The organism is Acinetobacter sp. ANC 5045 (genome assembly GCF_004331005.1).
Taxonomy (GTDB): Bacteria; Pseudomonadota; Gammaproteobacteria; order Pseudomonadales; family Moraxellaceae; genus Acinetobacter; species Acinetobacter towneri.
The window spans coordinates 1-16,288 of record NZ_SJNS01000029.1 but is presented as its reverse complement, the minus strand read 5'-3'; the positions used below and the strand labels follow the sequence as shown (position 1 = coordinate 16,288).

21 protein-coding genes are annotated in these 16,288 nt (G+C 33.9%); 10 read left to right on the top strand and 11 right to left on the bottom strand.

Features of this window, described 5'->3' with window-relative positions; genetic code table 11:
* Positions 1-808: 808 nt before the first annotated feature.
* The 4 genes from repM (E0H79_RS14535) (at position 809) to E0H79_RS14525 (ending at position 3,445) form a co-directional block, all read left to right on the top strand.
* Positions 809-1,759: a replication initiation protein RepM gene (repM, locus tag E0H79_RS14535; RefSeq protein ID WP_004968397.1), complete on the top strand. Its 951-nt coding sequence runs from the start codon at positions 809-811 to the stop codon at positions 1,757-1,759.
* Positions 1,752-2,306 (top strand): plasmid replication DNA-binding protein, encoded by a 555-nt coding sequence (locus E0H79_RS14530; protein ID WP_004968399.1) that lies wholly within the window; start codon positions 1,752-1,754, stop codon positions 2,304-2,306. The genes repM (E0H79_RS14535) and E0H79_RS14530 overlap by 8 nt, the downstream gene beginning before the upstream one ends.
* Before the next feature lie 21 nt (positions 2,307-2,327).
* Complete coding sequence (locus E0H79_RS15355) at positions 2,328-2,471, top strand: hypothetical protein (protein ID WP_004968401.1); 144 nt, start codon at positions 2,328-2,330, stop codon at positions 2,469-2,471.
* Between the two features lie 281 nt (positions 2,472-2,752).
* Entirely contained in the window at positions 2,753-3,445 is a 693-nt protein-coding gene (locus E0H79_RS14525; RefSeq protein WP_131262011.1) for a hypothetical protein, read from the top strand.
* Between the two features lie 148 nt (positions 3,446-3,593).
* On the opposite strand, the gene E0H79_RS14520 is transcribed toward E0H79_RS14525, so the two are convergent.
* Together E0H79_RS14520 and E0H79_RS14515 are read right to left on the bottom strand one after the other, a co-directional pair.
* The gene (locus E0H79_RS14520; RefSeq protein WP_018680090.1) at positions 3,594-4,091 is read right to left on the bottom strand and encodes a YfbU family protein; all 498 of its coding nucleotides are present in this window, start codon (positions 4,089-4,091) and stop codon (positions 3,594-3,596) included.
* An 86-nt stretch (positions 4,092-4,177) separates the two neighbouring features.
* Entirely contained in the window at positions 4,178-4,423 is a 246-nt protein-coding gene (locus tag E0H79_RS14515) for a hypothetical protein (RefSeq protein ID WP_131262010.1), read from the bottom strand.
* A 208-nt stretch (positions 4,424-4,631) separates the two neighbouring features.
* Here E0H79_RS14515 and E0H79_RS14510 point away from each other — a divergent pair, with 208 nt between their 5' ends.
* Together E0H79_RS14510 and E0H79_RS14505 are read left to right on the top strand one after the other, a co-directional pair.
* Positions 4,632-5,621: an Abi family protein gene (locus tag E0H79_RS14510; protein WP_018680088.1), complete on the top strand. Its 990-nt coding sequence runs from the start codon at positions 4,632-4,634 to the stop codon at positions 5,619-5,621.
* Positions 5,622-5,770: 149 nt separating this feature from the next.
* The gene (locus E0H79_RS14505) at positions 5,771-6,013 is read left to right on the top strand and encodes a hypothetical protein (protein WP_086183159.1); all 243 of its coding nucleotides are present in this window, start codon (positions 5,771-5,773) and stop codon (positions 6,011-6,013) included.
* A 509-nt stretch (positions 6,014-6,522) separates the two neighbouring features.
* Here the strand turns inward: E0H79_RS14505 and E0H79_RS14500 are convergent.
* From E0H79_RS14500 to E0H79_RS14495, 3 genes are read right to left on the bottom strand one after another with little or no spacing between them, the layout of a single operon-like run.
* The gene (locus E0H79_RS14500; RefSeq protein WP_086183158.1) at positions 6,523-6,966 is read right to left on the bottom strand and encodes an N-acetyltransferase; all 444 of its coding nucleotides are present in this window, start codon (positions 6,964-6,966) and stop codon (positions 6,523-6,525) included.
* Between the two features lie 59 nt (positions 6,967-7,025).
* Complete coding sequence (locus E0H79_RS15350) at positions 7,026-7,196, bottom strand: hypothetical protein (RefSeq protein WP_165492550.1); 171 nt, start codon at positions 7,194-7,196, stop codon at positions 7,026-7,028.
* Positions 7,189-7,578, bottom strand: coding sequence for a hypothetical protein (locus tag E0H79_RS14495; protein ID WP_131262009.1), 390 nt, complete (start codon positions 7,576-7,578; stop codon positions 7,189-7,191). Before E0H79_RS14495 ends, E0H79_RS15350 begins: the two co-directional genes overlap by 8 nt.
* A 1,147-nt stretch (positions 7,579-8,725) precedes the next feature.
* Here E0H79_RS14495 and repM (E0H79_RS14485) point away from each other — a divergent pair.
* Both repM (E0H79_RS14485) and E0H79_RS14480 read left to right on the top strand, forming a co-directional pair.
* Positions 8,726-9,613 (top strand): replication initiation protein RepM, encoded by an 888-nt coding sequence (gene repM / locus E0H79_RS14485; RefSeq protein ID WP_086183146.1) that lies wholly within the window; start codon positions 8,726-8,728, stop codon positions 9,611-9,613.
* A gap of 76 nt (positions 9,614-9,689) precedes the next feature.
* Entirely contained in the window at positions 9,690-10,256 is a 567-nt protein-coding gene (locus E0H79_RS14480) for a plasmid replication DNA-binding protein (protein WP_131262008.1), read from the top strand.
* Between the two features lie 189 nt (positions 10,257-10,445).
* Here the strand turns inward: E0H79_RS14480 and E0H79_RS14475 are convergent, their stop codons facing one another.
* Both E0H79_RS14475 and E0H79_RS14470 read right to left on the bottom strand, forming a co-directional pair.
* Positions 10,446-10,847, bottom strand: coding sequence for an NUDIX hydrolase (locus E0H79_RS14475; RefSeq protein ID WP_086183148.1), 402 nt, complete (start codon positions 10,845-10,847; stop codon positions 10,446-10,448).
* Positions 10,844-11,434: a TIGR00730 family Rossman fold protein gene (locus E0H79_RS14470; protein WP_131262007.1), complete on the bottom strand. Its 591-nt coding sequence runs from the start codon at positions 11,432-11,434 to the stop codon at positions 10,844-10,846. Before E0H79_RS14470 ends, E0H79_RS14475 begins: the two co-directional genes overlap by 4 nt.
* Before the next feature lie 338 nt (positions 11,435-11,772).
* Between E0H79_RS14470 and E0H79_RS14460 the strand changes: the two genes are divergently transcribed.
* Both E0H79_RS14460 and E0H79_RS14455 read left to right on the top strand, forming a co-directional pair.
* Positions 11,773-12,084: a BrnT family toxin gene (locus E0H79_RS14460; RefSeq protein WP_074947948.1), complete on the top strand. Its 312-nt coding sequence runs from the start codon at positions 11,773-11,775 to the stop codon at positions 12,082-12,084.
* Entirely contained in the window at positions 12,047-12,361 is a 315-nt protein-coding gene (locus E0H79_RS14455; protein ID WP_131262006.1) for a BrnA antitoxin family protein, read from the top strand. Before E0H79_RS14460 ends, E0H79_RS14455 begins: the two co-directional genes overlap by 38 nt.
* 71 nt (positions 12,362-12,432) lie before the next feature.
* Here the strand turns inward: E0H79_RS14455 and E0H79_RS14450 are convergent, their stop codons facing one another.
* The 4 genes from E0H79_RS14450 to E0H79_RS14435 all read right to left on the bottom strand — a co-directional run.
* Positions 12,433-13,098: a DUF2290 domain-containing protein gene (locus E0H79_RS14450; RefSeq protein ID WP_083008171.1), complete on the bottom strand. Its 666-nt coding sequence runs from the start codon at positions 13,096-13,098 to the stop codon at positions 12,433-12,435.
* Between the two features lie 5 nt (positions 13,099-13,103).
* Positions 13,104-15,233, bottom strand: a complete 2,130-nt coding sequence (locus tag E0H79_RS14445) for a DEAD/DEAH box helicase (protein WP_131262005.1) — start codon at positions 15,231-15,233, stop codon at positions 13,104-13,106.
* 150 nt (positions 15,234-15,383) lie between these two features.
* Complete coding sequence (locus E0H79_RS14440; protein WP_004967382.1) at positions 15,384-15,923, bottom strand: hypothetical protein; 540 nt, start codon at positions 15,921-15,923, stop codon at positions 15,384-15,386.
* Between the two features lie 26 nt (positions 15,924-15,949).
* A partial coding sequence (locus E0H79_RS14435) for a histidine phosphatase family protein (RefSeq protein WP_165492549.1) occupies positions 15,950-16,288 on the bottom strand: 339 nt, incomplete at its 5' end.

The following is a 16,288-nucleotide window of genomic DNA, read 5'->3' as shown; positions in this document are numbered from 1 at the left end:
AGAACCGCAAGGATATTATCGTTAGTTGGGTTTGAGCCTTGTGCTGCAAGGGATTCGATGGCTTTTGCCACATCTGATTTAGTGATTGCCATGGGTTTATTTCCTATTGTGTACTGTACTGTATCGTATTTTAGTACATTACAGTACAGTACACAATCGATATTTTTTATGAATTATGACTAGCTAAAACTCTCTGTAGTTGTTCTCTAATGTTTTCCAATTTAGCAAAAGCCGATAGAAGATGATTTTTATTAGATTAATTAAACAATAACAAGTATTTATTAGCGAGTGTCTACGAGCGCCACAACAAAAATTCGCGCCTAGACTCTCTGAAAAACAGCTTTTTAGGCTGTGAAGCCTAAATAAGCGTAAATCACATGTAAATATTTGCACCTAGATCGAGCGAAGCGAGCAAAAAAAGCTTCTGAGCGAAGCGAAGTCATAGCCGCTTTTGCTTTTTACATAATTTTAGAAAGTATTTGCAAAAAATTGCCCCGACGAATCGAGCGAAAGCGAGATTCAATAGAGTTTGAGCGAGTGAAACGAAGCGAAAACCAAGGGCAATTTTTCATGACTTGGGCTTTTAATTATTTTTAATGCTTTTAAATGTTTTTAAATGCTCTGAAAGCCTTAGTCTACAGTGCTTTCAAGGAACATATAGCAACGTTTCCTCGGTCATATAGCAACGTTTCCTCGGTCATATAGCAACGTTTCCTCGGTCATATAGCAACGTTTCCTCGGAATTTGACAACAAATATTTATTATGTTGTTATAACAACATAATAAAACCGTTGCTAAATAGAATGACATGGCCGACTTAGTCGTAAAATCAAATAAACTTGTTCAAGCCTTACAGACACTTACTTTAAGTGAAACTCGCCTATTACAGCTCGCTATTGTCGATGCTCGTGAAACAGGTCAAGGATTATCAGCAGAAGAACCATTAGAACTAAATGCTAGTAGATATGCTACAGCCTTTAATGTTTCACCTGATGCTGCTTATTTAGCTTTAGTTGAGGCAGAAGATTCTTTATTTAAAAGACAATTTACTATTACCAATGAAGATGGAACTTTAACAAAAAGTCGTTGGATTCAAGATGCTAATTATCGAAAAGGTGAAGGTCGCATACTAGTAACATTAACTCGTGTTGTAATTGAACATGTCACAAAAATAGATGGCTTTGAACAATATTTTACTAGTTACCATCTTAAAAAAACTTCCGATTTTAAAAGCGTTTATGCTGTACGACTTTATGAGTTGTTAATGCAATGGAAGTCTGTAGGCAAAACACCTATATATGAGTTGAATAAATTTCGTAGCCAATTGGGTATAGGAGTTAATGAATATGATCGTATGGAGGCTTTTAAAAGACGTGTTTTAGATATTGCTATTAAACAAATTAATGAGCTTTCTGATATTACTGTTAAATATGAGCAACATAAAAAAGGTCGCGCTATTTCAGGTTTTTCATTCGCCTTCAAACAAAAGAAAACGAATCAACCAATAGCAGATAAGCGAGATCCAAACACGCTAGATCTTTTTTCAAAAATGACGGATGCTCAACGTCATATGTTTGCTAATAAGCTGTCAGAATTACCTGAAATGGGGAAATATTCTCAAGGTACAGAAAGCTACCAACAGTTTGCTGTACGTATTGCTGAGATGCTACAAGATCCCGCTCAATTCAAAGAGCTATACCCATACCTAAAAAAAGTGGGATATATGCCATCAAATAAAAAGGACTTAGTAAATGGCTAAGTTATCACTAAGTGAAGTATCCAATCGCTTTAATGTTAGTCGCTCTACGCTATATAGGGCTATAAAAGAAGGGCGTATATCTCGAAGCGCTGATGGTCTTTTTGACATTGCAGAAGTCATTCGCTGCTTTGGAGAGCCAATTAAAAAGCACGAGCCAAACCAAGTAATAACTTCACCCAAAGATGATGCGGATTTGCGTCAGTTGGTTGACTTCATGAGAAAAGAGATTGAATCATACAAGGATAGAGAAAAACGTTATTTAGACCAAATAGACCGCTTCCAATTGTTGCTAGGACATAAAGAGTCAGAAGAAAAAATGTCTCATGACACACCAAATAGACATTTCAATGAAACACCTTGCGACAACAATGATGACTCAAGTGAAAGTATTGAAAATAAAAGCATAGAGCCAAATTCATTATCTCATGACACAGTAACGAGACATATCAGTGAAGCACCAAAAAACGTATCACAGACACATCATGAGACAAGAAAAAAACGTAGCTTATTTGGCCGAGTACTGAGTGCGGTATTCAATGAGGACTAAGCTCTCCAAGGAGCATTACGTATGAAAAAACTGAAAGAGATCCTACAAGGCATTGCATTTCTATTTATCGGGATTCCTATCATGATTATAGCCAGCATTATGGATCAACGAGCCTTTAAAAAGGAGAAGGATCAGCGCCAAAAAGCCCAAGAGCAAAGCAAGTGATTGTTCATCAAAACTTATTAAAACCGTGGAACATTGATCAGTAAGTAAGCGTGGAACATGAAAAATCATAAAAAAAGCCCATTCGAGGGTGAATGGGCTATAAAACTTGAATCAACAAATTGAATTATAACACAATTTCAAAAGCATTTCGTATAAGGTGTATTATGTTAATTTTAGGAAATTTACACAATTCACTTGTATCAAAATCAACTAAAATAGAAGTTACTATATTATTAATTTACATATAAAATTTATATGTAAATTAATAATATAGGTTAGATATGCCATTACAAGATTTAGGTGATATTGCAGCAATTATTACTTCACTTGGAGTTATTGCTGTTGCAATACAAGCTTGGAATGCTCATAAAAGCACAGCACTTATTCAAAAAGATATTGTTAACTCTCAAGAGGCTCTAGTTACAGCTCAAAAAGAGTTAACTAATGCTCAAAAACAGTTTGAGGCAGATCATGAGCGTAGTAGACGAGAAAAAACTGTAGATATTCTTTTTGAATGGGATAAGCGATTAAAAAAGGAAGGGGCCCTAGCTCGAAAAATTGTTGAGACCTTTTCTGCTGAACAATGTAGAGAACTAACTGCCCAATCACCTCTACTAGTTAGTGGAAAATTAAAACCACACTTACATCAGCTTTTTGGCCCAGATTTAGAACTGGATCAGAATAATTTAATTCATCTAAATGAAGCCCATTCCTCCGAATTAAGATGGCATGTAATTACCTATTTGAATGCCTTAGAATCAGTACTTGTAGCATGGCAATACTCGATAGTTGATAGAGATATCATTGAGCATCAATTTTCTTATCTATTTAAACCATCTGATGGACATGAAGGATTGAAGCATTTTAGGATTGCAACTGGAGGAGAAGACAGCTATCCAGCAATTGAAATTTTTGCTAGTCATATCATAGAAAAAAGACGTGAAAAATTAGTGCAGAAAGCTAAAGTCGCTTAACTATTTAACATAATGGCTGTTATACGAAATAAAAAAACCTAGGCATTAGCCTAGGTTTTAAATTTTAAAAAACACATAAAAATTAAGGCTATAGTCTCAATTTTCAACTTCACATAACGTGTATTATATTAATTTTAAGAACTCTTAATTATGCCTCTAAAATATCGATTAGCTGTTCCTTAGTTAAAGTATAAGGCTTACCAAGCTCTTGCCATTTAGCAATCATTCGTTCATATACATGAACTTTAGCTGAATGAGAGTTTCTGTTGCCTGCTTGGATCACATCAACATAGCGATTATCTTTTTCCAGAGCATCAACAAAACTCATAAACTCAGGCTCATTATTCCCATCAAAACCAGGGAACTTTACTTGAGTATCTGAAATACCACTTTTATCAGATAATCGACTGTAAGTATCACCAATTAGTTCATAGACCTGTAGGATATCTAAAACAAGGTCAGCATCTTCCGATGGTAAGTTTTCAGAGAAGTAATCAAAACTTTGAGAGTATAGCCACTCATGGCCATCTCGTAGCTGTTCAGCTAACTTAAAGTGATAATCCGAATTATCCGTATTTAAATGACCTAAAATTTCATGCTGATTAGCTAGAAATAAACGCTCTTTATCTGTTAATTCAATTTTCATTTGTTCATCTTATAAAGTATTGGAACTCTATATATCTATTTATTATTTTATTTTTCAAGGTATTATCCCTATTAATTTCACTTAATTTATATTCCTTTTTTTAGCTTTCGAACAAATGGACATCCATCTCTACCATATCCTCCAAAATCAGGACGTTCAGGGAAAAACCATTGTTGACCATTCCAATCAACGTCATGAGTAGTAGGTTTTTGTGGATTGAATACAACTTTACATACTCCAAAAGGAGAGTTACTAGGATAAATATTCATAACAACGCAGTTACGATTACCTACCCTTATCCAATCATATGGTTTAATTTCTGGATGTTTCATGGCACTTTACCCCTTATTAGATACTTACTTTTAAAAATAATCTTTTAAATATTAAATATATATGAAAAAATGCTTTACTATTTAGTATATACTATCTAATATATTAATTAGATACCGCTTCGCCTCTGTCAACATTCTTGACATATATATATCGAGTTATCGATATATTGCCTACTAAGCGGTTTTTTTTCGTCTGGAGAAAAGTTCCTTGTTGATCCCATACAACAAAAGCTATCTAACATTAGATCAACAAATTGAAAAACTTAAAGTCAATGGACTGATCATTCATAATGAAAATTACGCTAAAAAATGTTTAATCAGTTACAACTATTATCGACTTAGTGCTTATTGGCATTTATTCAGACAACGAGATCCAAATGATAGTACTAAAAAGTTAGGTAAATTCGAATCAGGTCATACTTTTGAAGAAGTTATACAAATTTATGAGTTCGACTATCAATTACGTAAACTAATTTTTGAAGCAATTACTGATATAGAAACATTTCTAAGAACTCAGGTCGCCTACCATATACCGGGTATCAACAATGATGCATTCGCTATGTATGATCAATCACTGTTCTACATGCGATCACGTAGAAATTTGAAAGGTATCGACTATCAGGGGTTGATGAAAGGTATCAACACTGAAATATCCCGTGCTAAAGGCGAAGACTTTATTAGTCACTTTAAGAATACTTATAATGATACTTATGATGACCACCCAAAACTACCATTTTGGGTGCTAACTGAAATTGTGAGTTTCGGCACTTTAAGAAAAATTTACAAACACCTTAAATCATCACATAAGCATTTAATAAGTGATAGTTTCAATATTGGTACGACATCATCAAGTTCACCATCTCCATACATTCATATAGATAAGGAAAACTTAAACAGTCATTTATTCTTAATTAATAAATATCGTAATGTTTGTGCTCATCATGGCAGGCTTTGGAATAGAAAAGTTAAGGATGTACTTACTGCTGATGCTGCTACAGAACTACAAATATCTGACCATACAAATGGTGGGCTGTATGCCCTAATTATTGTCATTGCTAGATTACTAGAGCCTACAGGTCACGCTAAAGATTGGAAAGATTCAATATATTGTCTTTTAGAAAAAAACTTTCCGTTAGGAGATATCACAAAGTTTACAACACTCCCCTTGGACTGGCATAAGCATCCAATTTGGAAATAACCAAACCCCGATAAATATCAGTTTTTTTATTAATATGCTTTACATTTTTTGAGATTATTTAACATAAAATCTCTTATGCGAAGTTTGCAAACCGTTGTGAAGATCTGTATCAATATTATTGAGAGTAGCTATAACATAGGCGTGTAAAAATGAGTTTTATTGAACAAATAGAAGAGTCTCCAGCTAAATTGGTAGCAACAGCTTTGACAGTAAATTTGATGATTTTATCTTGGATCTTGGACCGCTTTTTCGACACAAACTTAATTACATTTGGTCTCAATCACCCCGAGGGTGATATTTTGATATTCACAATAATAGTACTCCTTATTCTTACTTATATAATTGCTGGTAAATCTGGATTATTAATGAAGTTTTTTTCATTTTTTGACTAATTATAATGATGCTTATTTTTTACAGCCGTATTTATGAAAAATAAAAAAGCCCGACATCCTGTCGGGCTTTTTTAGATTGGGTTGCTCGTCTTGCTGATCTCGTGCTGCCCATTCCTTGCGCTACTTTCTTATTCTTGTTTTTCTGGAAACATCCTGTTCCCTATATAGCCATCATAGGATTAATGCCTTGAATTACCAATCCGCAAAATCCTTAAATCTATGTAAGTTTTAGCTTACAAAGTTGGCCTATTTTTATCCCAAGAGTTGTCCGCAGAAATTGGGGATTGTTTAGGCTACGTATGGCTTGATAATGCACACTAAAGCTTTATTTTGATTAAAAAATAATCAAAAAATATTGGCAAGAAGTATCAAAACCGTTCATAAAAAATCCGACTTAGAAACAAGTCGGCTTTTTAGGGTTTGCGTCCCATTTTTTATAGCATAACTTTTTGAAATATAAGACTATTTTTAAATGCGTTTCGTATAAGCTCTATCATGTTAAATGGATTTCAAATATCTCTATCCCATCGCATTAAAAACTCTTCTGAATTAGTTGCTTCATCTACGGTTTCTTCTATCACTTTAAAACCAACAGACTTGTAAAATCTGACACTGCTTGTATTTTGTTGATATACGTTTAACTCTAAGCTTCTTCTCATCCCTTTAGCATAATTAATGAGTAATTTACCTATTCCTTTACCTTGTTGTTCCGGTGATACAAAAATTGCAGCTATCGTATTTTCAACTAAAGCAATAAATCCATAAATATTACTTGTATTTTCTACAAGGTAAACTTCTGACATCGGAAGATAAGTATTTTGCATTTGTATTTTATTATTTTCCCAATATGTTTCTGGAATAAAATCATGGGCTTTAACTGACGCATTAAACCAGATATCTGTTAATTCACTAAAATCATGAATATTTGCCCGTCTAATTTCTGTTGAACTCATACTATTTAACTCTTAAATTCCGCTAAAATTAACATAATACACCTTATACGTAGCCCAGGTTAATCCTGGGCTTTTTGTTCAATCTGATCATTGGCCTCAAACATGCCAAGATTGGTAATCCGGATATTGTCCTGACAATTACCACAAAGCATCAGCCCGGCAAAAAGCTGTACGTTTTCCCTTGAATCACAGAAAGCACATGGTTTAGAAAGTTGAATAATATTACTCATGGTTTTTTCCTTTCAGATAGCTAGCCTTGGCATGACTTTTTCCTTTAGCCTGCATTCCTCGAATCTCATATTTCTCTGTTTGTAGCTTCATAAGAATGCCTATTTGAAACATGTATATTTCCCCCAAATCTCCTAATAAATTTTCATTCAAAGAATTAGCCTGAGTAAATTGATCCAATGATCGATTAATATCTTTTTCAAAACCATTCACCAGTGTTTCAATCCGACTGACTTGTCGCTCAATGCTGGCCATTTGTAAATTACTGGTCAGTAGATCCCGTAAATAAGTTCCGAGTTTATCGCCCTTCAATTGAGCCAAACGCTCATATTCTTGTGCGACTTGATTGTCTAATCTGACGGCAACGGTTCGAGTACTGTTCATGAAAAACTCCTATCATTTGTTTTCAATCTAAGCACCTAATTTCTAAAAAGTAACTATCAAATATAAGTAAACACAGTGTTAAGTTTTAATGATTACAGGTTAAATATCTAATATAAAAAGAGAAATTTACATAAAACCGTAAACAAAGGTGATTACAAGCTATCTAATTGTTTTGTAAGTAAATATTGCACTTTATTCGCAACAAAAAGTGTTTACAGTTAAGCCTATGAAAAATAATAAAAACCATGCTAAAAGCGTAAACGCTTTCCAGACATATAAAAAACCGCTGTATCCCTTATATCATAAGGCTTTGGGGCCTTTATCTTTAGATGCGTGGTGTGTGAACCAAAAATTGCCGGTATGTACCGGCTCCCAATCCATTTAATTGACTTAACTGACAGCAAAGATAGTGCTTGGCCAAAAGAGATCCTGGCTATTGTGTTTCTAAGGGGAAAATCTATAAGTGGGAACTCTAGCCTACAGATCAAAAATAAAATCCAAGTTAAAATGCTCTCACATGCGATTTCAGCCACGTTTTTACTTAAGACATAGAATCTACTGTTGGGATGAGTCATCAGGTCAAAAAACGCAAATGAGCGCCAAATAGAGGCTATTTTTATTCTAATCGGGATGGATAGAGTGAGTGTCTACGAACGAAGCACCAAAATTCGTACCTAGACTCTTTGAAAAACAGCTTTTTAGGCTGTGAAGCCTAAATAAGCGTAAATCACATGCAGAAAATTGAGCCTAGATCGAGCGTAGCGAGAAAAAAAGCTTTATGAGCGAAGCGAATTCCGAGTTGTTTTTGCTCTTGCATTTGCTTTTTCTCAAAGTCAAAACTGAAAGGGCTAAAAAATTGCCCCACGAATCGAGCGAAAGCGAGATTCAATAGAGTTTGAGCGTAGCGAAAACCAAGGGCAATTTTTTCAAACGTCTTTTTAATTATTTTTATATCTTTTAAATCTTTTCATTGAGTTGTATCCCTTATGGAGCAAGCCTTTCAAAGTTTAACTATGACGGATTGACTACTAACTATGACGGATTGACTACTAACTATGACGGATTGACTACTTAACTATGACGGATTGACTACCAAATATGACAAGTATATAGTTGTCATATATAAAAGAAAATCAATGGTTTTATTTTGGATAAGAATCAAATTGTTAAATCAAATCAAGTTATAGAAGCTTCCTATCAATTAAGTGCTGTAGAACAGCGTATCGTCTTAGCAGCTATTTCACGTATTCCGAAGAGCCAGCCTATTACTGATGATGAGTTATACCCTGTAAGCGTTAATGAACTACAGTTATTAGGAGTACATGAAAAAACCGCATACAGAGACTTAAAAGAAGGAATTAATAGACTTTATGAAAGATCTATTAATCTTAGTATTGATGATAAATCTATAAAAATGAGGTGGGTACAAGAGATCCAGTTTTTGGATAGTCAAAGTATCATTGGTATTCGTTTTTCAAAACCTATCTTGCCCTTCATATCTAATTTAAGTAGAGAATTTACTAAGTATGCTCTATCAGATATTGCTGGGATCAATAGTGGATATGGTATTCGTATTTATGAGTTATTGGTGCAATACAGACAAATAGGTAAGCGTGAAATCTCTGTTGAGAGCTTACGAAGCATGTTGGAGCTTGGCAAAAAATACCCTCTATTTGCAGATTTCAAAAAACGGGTAATTGATACTGCTGTAGACCAAATAAATGAATGCAGCCCATTAAGCGTTTCCTATGAGCAGAAAAAAACTGGTCGTAAAGTTACCCATATTCTTTTTTCATTTAAAGAAAAATCAAAAAGCATTAATCAACAGAACGAACAAGATAAGGTTTATAAACTAACAGACGCTCAAATCAATATGTTTGGCAATCAGCTTTCTCGCTTACATGAGCTATCTCATTTAGCAGCTCAAGGAGAAAGCTATGATGTACTGGCATCAAGAATAAAAGAAATGCTTAGAGATCCAATACAACAAAAGCAATTTATTCCTCATCTTAGGAATTTAGGTTTTAAAGGGTGAGGTTTGATTGTGTATGTAGCGGTTGACTGTTTCTTAATGTATCTTAGTTCACATAATAGACAACCTAAATTACAACATGAAATCACTATCTGTTATTGAGCTTTCAAACCTCTATGGAATGACTCGTCAAGCCGTTTATAAACAAATAAATAAAGGTAATTTAAGTAAGAATAGCGATGGTAAAATTGATCTTTCTGAAGCTATTCGGGTCTTTGGTGAACCATCTAAACATGTGAACAGTTCACAGATAACCGAAACACGAAAGTTGTCAGAAGTTCACCTACTTGAACAACAGGTTCACATGCTTCAAAAACAGCTAGAACAGGCTCATGACCGTGAGAAATTTCAACGAGATGAATTAAAAGCTAAGAATGATCAGTTACATGTTAAGGACGAACAAATTGAAGCAATGCAACGTCTATTAGAAGCCCCAAAAACCAATATGACTACGTTTACCGATCAAGAACCGCTGCAACCAAGCATGGTCAAAACAGCTCCAGAACCGGACACAGCAGAAGCTAAACATGACGGATTGACTACTCCGGAGCAGACGGAAAATAAGCGTATTCCAGTGCCGGAGCCGATTGAACCGGAGCTGGAGAAAAGAGGGTGGTTAAGCCGGTTTTTCTTGCCGAATGGCTAAGAGGCTTGTTTAGGCGCGTACTAATCAAAGTTGTGAAACATTGATCAAAGAATGGACGTGGAACGTGAAAAATCATAAAAAAACCCGAACAGGGATGTTCGGGCTATAAACTAGAAACTACAGCATTGATTTCTATAGATAATTATACAGTATTTCGTATAAGGTGTATTATGCTAATTTTAGGAAAACTTAAACTCCTAATAAGTTTTTACACCAAGGAATAGAAACATCTCTAGTTAAAGGAGCTAATTGTAATTCTGAATTATTTAGATCAATCCATCTCATTTCCGCAAGTTCAGCTTGAACCTTAGGCTCATTTTTTAATTTCACTTGGTAGAGATAACTAACTAATGAATGATTTAACTCATTAGCAGCTAATGTTTCATATTTTCCAATATAAGAAAATATTTCTATTTCACATCCTATTTCTTCAAATATTTCTCGGGATAATGCTGTTTCAGGTGATTCATTTAACTCTAGCTTTCCCCCTACATGCATAAAGAAGTCTGTACCTTTTTTACGAACTAATAGTGTCTGATTATGTTCATTTAGAATTACAGCGGCAGCAATTGTAATAACTTTATTATTCATACCTGCTCCATCCCTTTTTCACTTTTATTCCATTTTGGTTCAGGAGCTTTGTAACAAGATAAAGTATCTAGTACCTCATCGATTACATCTGATGAGATCAATACATCTGTAAAACGACTATGGGTAAATCCACTCTGGGTTGTTTTTATTAAAAAATCCAATAATTCATCATAGAACCCATCAACATTTAAAAAAGCACAAGGTTTCTGATGAATACCTAACTGCCCCCATGTTAATTGCTCAAAAATTTCTTCTAACGTTCCTACTCCACCAGGTAGTGCGATGAATGCATCCGCTAATTCCGACATTTTGGTTTTACGTTCATGCATATTTTTAACTACATGAAGCTCTGTTAATAATGGATGTGCTAATTCTGCATCAACAAGATTTTGAGGAATAATGCCTATAACAGTTCCTCCAGCTTTCAAAGCACTATCAGCGATAACTCCCATTAGGCCGGCTCTTCCACCACCGTATACAAGTTTTATTCCCCGTTTAGCAATAGATTCACCTAATACTTCTGCCTGTTTTTTAAATATAGAACTGTTCCCCACAGATGAACCACAAAATATTGCGATAGATTTCATTACATACCCCTATATATAGGGGTAATATTCTAACTTCTCTTAAATACAATTAGTGCGTAAAAAACAAACGACCAGACAAATAAAGATCTTCACTTAATAAGACGTTACCCCCCTATTTAACATAATGGAGGTTATACGCAATACACTTGTATATTAATATAAATATCAGATACTTAATAAAACCAGAAAAATCTAAAAATGCCTAAAAATCCGATTTTGAAACAAGTCGGCTTTTTTATGTTCGATTCTGTAAGCTTTTGCCAATAAAAAATGGAAGAACTTTGCAAAATTTACAATTTTGTATTAACATTTTTATATTAACAAAAAGCGATGCAACTATGGAAATTGAGTTTTCATGGGATGAGCATAAAGCAGATACAAACCTCAAAAAACATGGTGTAGCTTTTGAAGATGCAACCTTAGTTTTTTATGATGCTCATGCCGTCTTCAAACAGGATCGCTTTGAAAATGGTGAATATCGTTGGCAAGCGATAGGTCTCGTACACGGGCAGACAGTTTTATTGGTGGCTCATACTGTACAAGATCATAATGGGATTGATCATATCCGTATTATTTCAGCACGACAGGCAGAGAAAAAAGAGAGGAAACAGTATGAACAAAACCGTTACTTACAAAGTAGATTTGAATAAACCTCCTGTCTTATCTGAAGAACAAAAGGCAAGACTTGAAGCATTAGATAAACGCCCAGACAGTGAAATAGACTTTTCAGATATTCCTGAACTTGATGAAAGTTTCTGGAAAAATGCAGTACAGAACCCTTTTTACAAGCCGACTAAACAAGTGACTACGGTTCGTATTGATGCAGATGTAATGCAATGGCTAAAGGCCCAAGGTAAAGGCTATCAGACAAGAATGAATAAGATTCTGCGTGATGCCATGCTGAATGATTTAAAAAATCATCCATAAAAATGGGAGCTTAAGCTCCCATTTTTGACTTCGCATAAGGTGTATTATGTTAATTTTAGATAAACTTTATATTATCTAATCATATTCATATGTAAAAATTTGGTTTCACCTTCTGTTATGGTTTGATCAAAAAATCTTCTTGGATATCTAATACCTTCGTTATAACTTTTATATGCTGTGTTATAAAAACTTCTAAGAATAAAGTCTATGAAAACGATTGGTGATACTGGGGCACTAGTTGCGATACGGCAATTTTTATATTGTCCTAATGTTAAATGGCTCTTAGGATGATTAAATTCTTCAAATGCTGTTTCATCATAATCAAATCTAATTGGTACAGGAACTATCGAGGGTTCTATAATTTCAGCATACATAGGTTGTTCAAGATAAATCTCTGGTTCTTGCTGATACGCTTCCATGTTTGGATTTGGTAAATATGCCAGTCTATGTTTATAAATTTTATTTTTATTAAATAAATAATTTAATTGAATAATTGCCCCATCTAACATCAAGTAATTATAGAGATTTCGTTTATAGGACTCATCATATAAATCTTTATAACTCATAGAGGATAAAGTAAATGAGATATCTTTACATGATGAAATACATATCTCTGTTTTATTCTCAGGATGATCTTTCAAAGAATAACTATTATATTTATCAATTAAGCTATTCTTAAAAAAAAGTTCATCTATAGTCCTGATTTCATTTACTATTTCAGATGGGGTCAAAGGCATATTTATTATCCAAAAATATCTTTAAATCTTTGTAAAACGTCTGGATCTAAATCCTCTTTATGGAGTACACCTTCATCTAAATCCTTAATTAGATTTTCTAAGAATTTTCGTCTAGCCTGAATTCGCTTCTTATCTCTATCTGATAAATCTCTATTAACAATTCTTAAATGTTGTCGCTGTTCTTCTGTTGGATAAGTAAATAGAAGAGAAAAATTATTTCTTTTTACTTCATAAAACTCTTCTTCAAGTATTTTCATACCTTGACCGACACCCAATACCCTCAACCAAGCCTTTGTTCGAGTCATAGCAGTAAAAAGGATATTTCTTTTTGTTGCTAATCCAGCACCTTGCGCACAATAATCTGCATTTATCACATAAACCATTGGGGCTTCATTTCCTTTTGCTCGGAAAATCGAAGTAAATGTAACACTATCATCCTGTGCAAAGTCATCAGGAGAAATTGTTACACCTGCTAAATTCGAGTTAATACCAGCTTCATGTAGGCTATACCGAGCTACACCAAATTTATCTCTAGCACTTAAAGCATTCGGATGAATAATCATAATATCCTCAGGCTTCAATTCATTCTTTTCAATATCTTTTTTAATAGAATCAACCAAATACTGAATTTGCTCTTCTTCTGTATTAAATGTCTTAAATTTTATTAAGTCATCAATTTCTGAATGATTTTCTAAAAACTCAGGGCTTGATTTAGAAGTCCTAGCTAAACGAACTTTTTCACCTTCGATTAAATTACCTTCTACAACTTCATATCCAATATCATTCCAAAGAGGAGCGTAATCGAACATCTGAACTAAAGGTAATTTGCCTTCTGGAACTTTACGGTAAATACCAAAACCTAAGGCATGAGCAGAAGTTAATATTGGTCTAGGATTTCGATAACAAGTATCAAGAATAATATCTCGTTCAGGCTCACCATCATTGCTACTTAGACTAACTAGTGGACGTCCGTGTTCATCTTTACCCCAAATATCTTCAGGATTTGGCATTGAACTTTCTGAAAGAGTCTGTAATTCATCATAGGCATATATAAGCCGTTTATTTTTATCTAAAAGCTTGTAGCAAAGTTGCAAAAATGACGGTGCAAAATCTTGAGCTTCATCAATTAAGATCAAATCATATAAAGAAGGTAAGGAATGTTGTTGATCTAATAAAGACTTACAAGCAAAGTCGAACTCACTTTGATCAAGTGGATGCCTGTATGCTTTTGCTGATCTAAAATCATAATACTTTGAATTTGTTGCTAATGTTGCATTGTAATATATTCCTTCCATAGAAGGACTTCCCCAAGCATGTATGATTTTAATCTTTTCAAAGTCAGGGAGCTCATTAGTTTGTTCGTAGACAAAACTAGTTATTAAATTTTGAAACTGATTTTTTAATGATCTTGTATTAAACGTAACTGCTATTTTCCAATCAGGATTTTTAGCATGTAGATAAGCTACTTTTCTAGCTAAAACAATGGTTTTTCCTGATCCAGCTAATCCTCTAATACGTTGAACCCCATTAACTGTTTCAAGTACCGCTTTGCTTTGTTGCAAATCTAAATTAGTAATAGATTGATCTAATTTTACTAATTTAGCTCCTCTCGAATTAGGTTGCTGAGGGTTTCTTTTTTTCCCAACTTTTACTTTAGAAACAGCTTGAATAGCACTAACTATTTGTTTGTATTTTTCACTATTATCAGATTGTTCATCTTTAAGATAATTGGTTAAAGAGATAGATTGAGTAATAACAAGATTATCTTCATCTAAGCTTTCCTGGTGATTCGATACAGCAGGCGCAAATGTTAAAACGCGTACATCAACATCCAACTGTCTTCTTTTGACAAGTTCTTTATATTGAATAAGCTTCGCAGATAACATTGCATAACATGTATCTTGTATATCTATTATTTCCTCAGGCAACTCAGTACCTTCAACTAGAATAAAAGCAATAATGCCATGTTGAGGTGAGGTTAAAAGTGCATCAATTTCATAAGCACCATCAACTGTACCGATAATTGGATAACCTAAATATAAAGTTCCATCTAATTCTTCTATTTTTTGAACAGCATCTTGAAGCTGTTTAGATGTAGCAGGCTTATCTGTTGTTCCATGGATCACATCAATCATATGAGATCTCAAATTAAAAATTTGATCAATACTAACAAATAGCAAAGCATGACGAATTAAAATCTGACTATTGGGTCTTTAATTGACTATTATTTAACATAAAATCTCTTATGCGCAGTTCATTTGTAACTCCAAAATAGAAGTGTCCGCTTACATACCAAACTTATAAACTGATCTGATATAAGAGCAAAACTTATCAATAGCATCCCGATGCCAACATGAAAAAATGAAGTAAAAAATTAAAGTAACAATACCAAAAACAAGAAGTGACCAATTAGTATCGATTCCTTGAAAGAAAGATATAATAGGTAAACTAATTGCAAAACATGAATAAATTAGAATTAATGTATTGATACTAAAAGCTAAATTTCCAATTGAAAGGACAATAGAGGCGCTGTTACTATGTTCTTTAATGTTTAGTTTTTTATAGTAAATAAGCTCAAGAAGAGTAAGAAAAAAGACAAGGTAAAAGAAAAAAGTAATTAACACTGGCGTATTAGTCGTAAAGATGCCACTAAACCACTGATGTAATGTTCCCGTTCCATTAAGTTCTTCTCTAGGGATATATTTTTCTACGAAGATAGCAGTGTTATGTCCTATATTTGTCGACCAAAAATAGGTTGCTACAAAAATAGCTAAAAGGTGAGTGACTAAATTCCAAAAATTATCTACAAGATTAGACCATTTCATTTTCTTAGATTACTCTGTTATCTTTATTAAAATATAAAAAACTCAGTATTTTTAATTGGTTGGCGAACCAAATCAGATCTGAATTGTTGCATCAGTTCTTTAGTCAATGGACTTGGCTGCTGAATCTGCATGATCAAAAGCTGTAAAAACTGTCCGTGACTAAATACGGCCAAATTCTTTTCAGCATAGTGCTCAGCCACGGCCTTTAACTTGTGATGAAAAGCCTGCACTCGCAGATAGAGATCCTCGAAAGATTCGGCATCATCAGCGTCCCGATGCTGGCAATCCATTTTATCCCAGTACGCATTCACCCATGCTTTACGGTCATTCAGATTGGTATTGGCACACTTTCGCTCAGACAGATA

Bases quoted from the DNA above. Each gene is read 5' to 3' on its own strand.
- repM (WP_004968397.1), top strand. From the start codon at position 809: ATGGCCGACTTAGTCGTAAAATCAAATAAACTTGTTCAAGCCTTACAG.
- E0H79_RS14530 (WP_004968399.1), top strand. From the start codon at position 1,752: ATGGCTAAGTTATCACTAAGTGAAGTATCCAATCGCTTTAATGTTAGT.
- E0H79_RS15355 (WP_004968401.1), top strand. From the start codon at position 2,328: ATGAAAAAACTGAAAGAGATCCTACAAGGCATTGCATTTCTATTTATC.
- E0H79_RS14525 (WP_131262011.1), top strand. From the start codon at position 2,753: ATGCCATTACAAGATTTAGGTGATATTGCAGCAATTATTACTTCACTT.
- E0H79_RS14520 (WP_018680090.1), bottom strand. From the start codon at position 4,091: ATGAAAATTGAATTAACAGATAAAGAGCGTTTATTTCTAGCTAATCAG.
- E0H79_RS14515 (WP_131262010.1), bottom strand. From the start codon at position 4,423: ATGAAACATCCAGAAATTAAACCATATGATTGGATAAGGGTAGGTAAT.
- E0H79_RS14505 (WP_086183159.1), top strand. From the start codon at position 5,771: ATGAGTTTTATTGAACAAATAGAAGAGTCTCCAGCTAAATTGGTAGCA.
- E0H79_RS14500 (WP_086183158.1), bottom strand. From the start codon at position 6,966: ATGAGTTCAACAGAAATTAGACGGGCAAATATTCATGATTTTAGTGAA.
- E0H79_RS15350 (WP_165492550.1), bottom strand. From the start codon at position 7,196: ATGAGTAATATTATTCAACTTTCTAAACCATGTGCTTTCTGTGATTCA.
- E0H79_RS14495 (WP_131262009.1), bottom strand. From the start codon at position 7,578: ATGAACAGTACTCGAACCGTTGCCGTCAGATTAGACAATCAAGTCGCA.
- E0H79_RS14480 (WP_131262008.1), top strand. From the start codon at position 9,690: ATGAAATCACTATCTGTTATTGAGCTTTCAAACCTCTATGGAATGACT.
- E0H79_RS14475 (WP_086183148.1), bottom strand. From the start codon at position 10,847: ATGAATAATAAAGTTATTACAATTGCTGCCGCTGTAATTCTAAATGAA.
- E0H79_RS14470 (WP_131262007.1), bottom strand. From the start codon at position 11,434: ATGAAATCTATCGCAATATTTTGTGGTTCATCTGTGGGGAACAGTTCT.
- E0H79_RS14460 (WP_074947948.1), top strand. From the start codon at position 11,773: ATGGAAATTGAGTTTTCATGGGATGAGCATAAAGCAGATACAAACCTC.
- E0H79_RS14455 (WP_131262006.1), top strand. From the start codon at position 12,047: ATGAACAAAACCGTTACTTACAAAGTAGATTTGAATAAACCTCCTGTC.
- E0H79_RS14450 (WP_083008171.1), bottom strand. From the start codon at position 13,098: ATGCCTTTGACCCCATCTGAAATAGTAAATGAAATCAGGACTATAGAT.
- E0H79_RS14445 (WP_131262005.1), bottom strand. From the start codon at position 15,233: ATGATTGATGTGATCCATGGAACAACAGATAAGCCTGCTACATCTAAA.
- E0H79_RS14440 (WP_004967382.1), bottom strand. From the start codon at position 15,923: ATGAAATGGTCTAATCTTGTAGATAATTTTTGGAATTTAGTCACTCAC.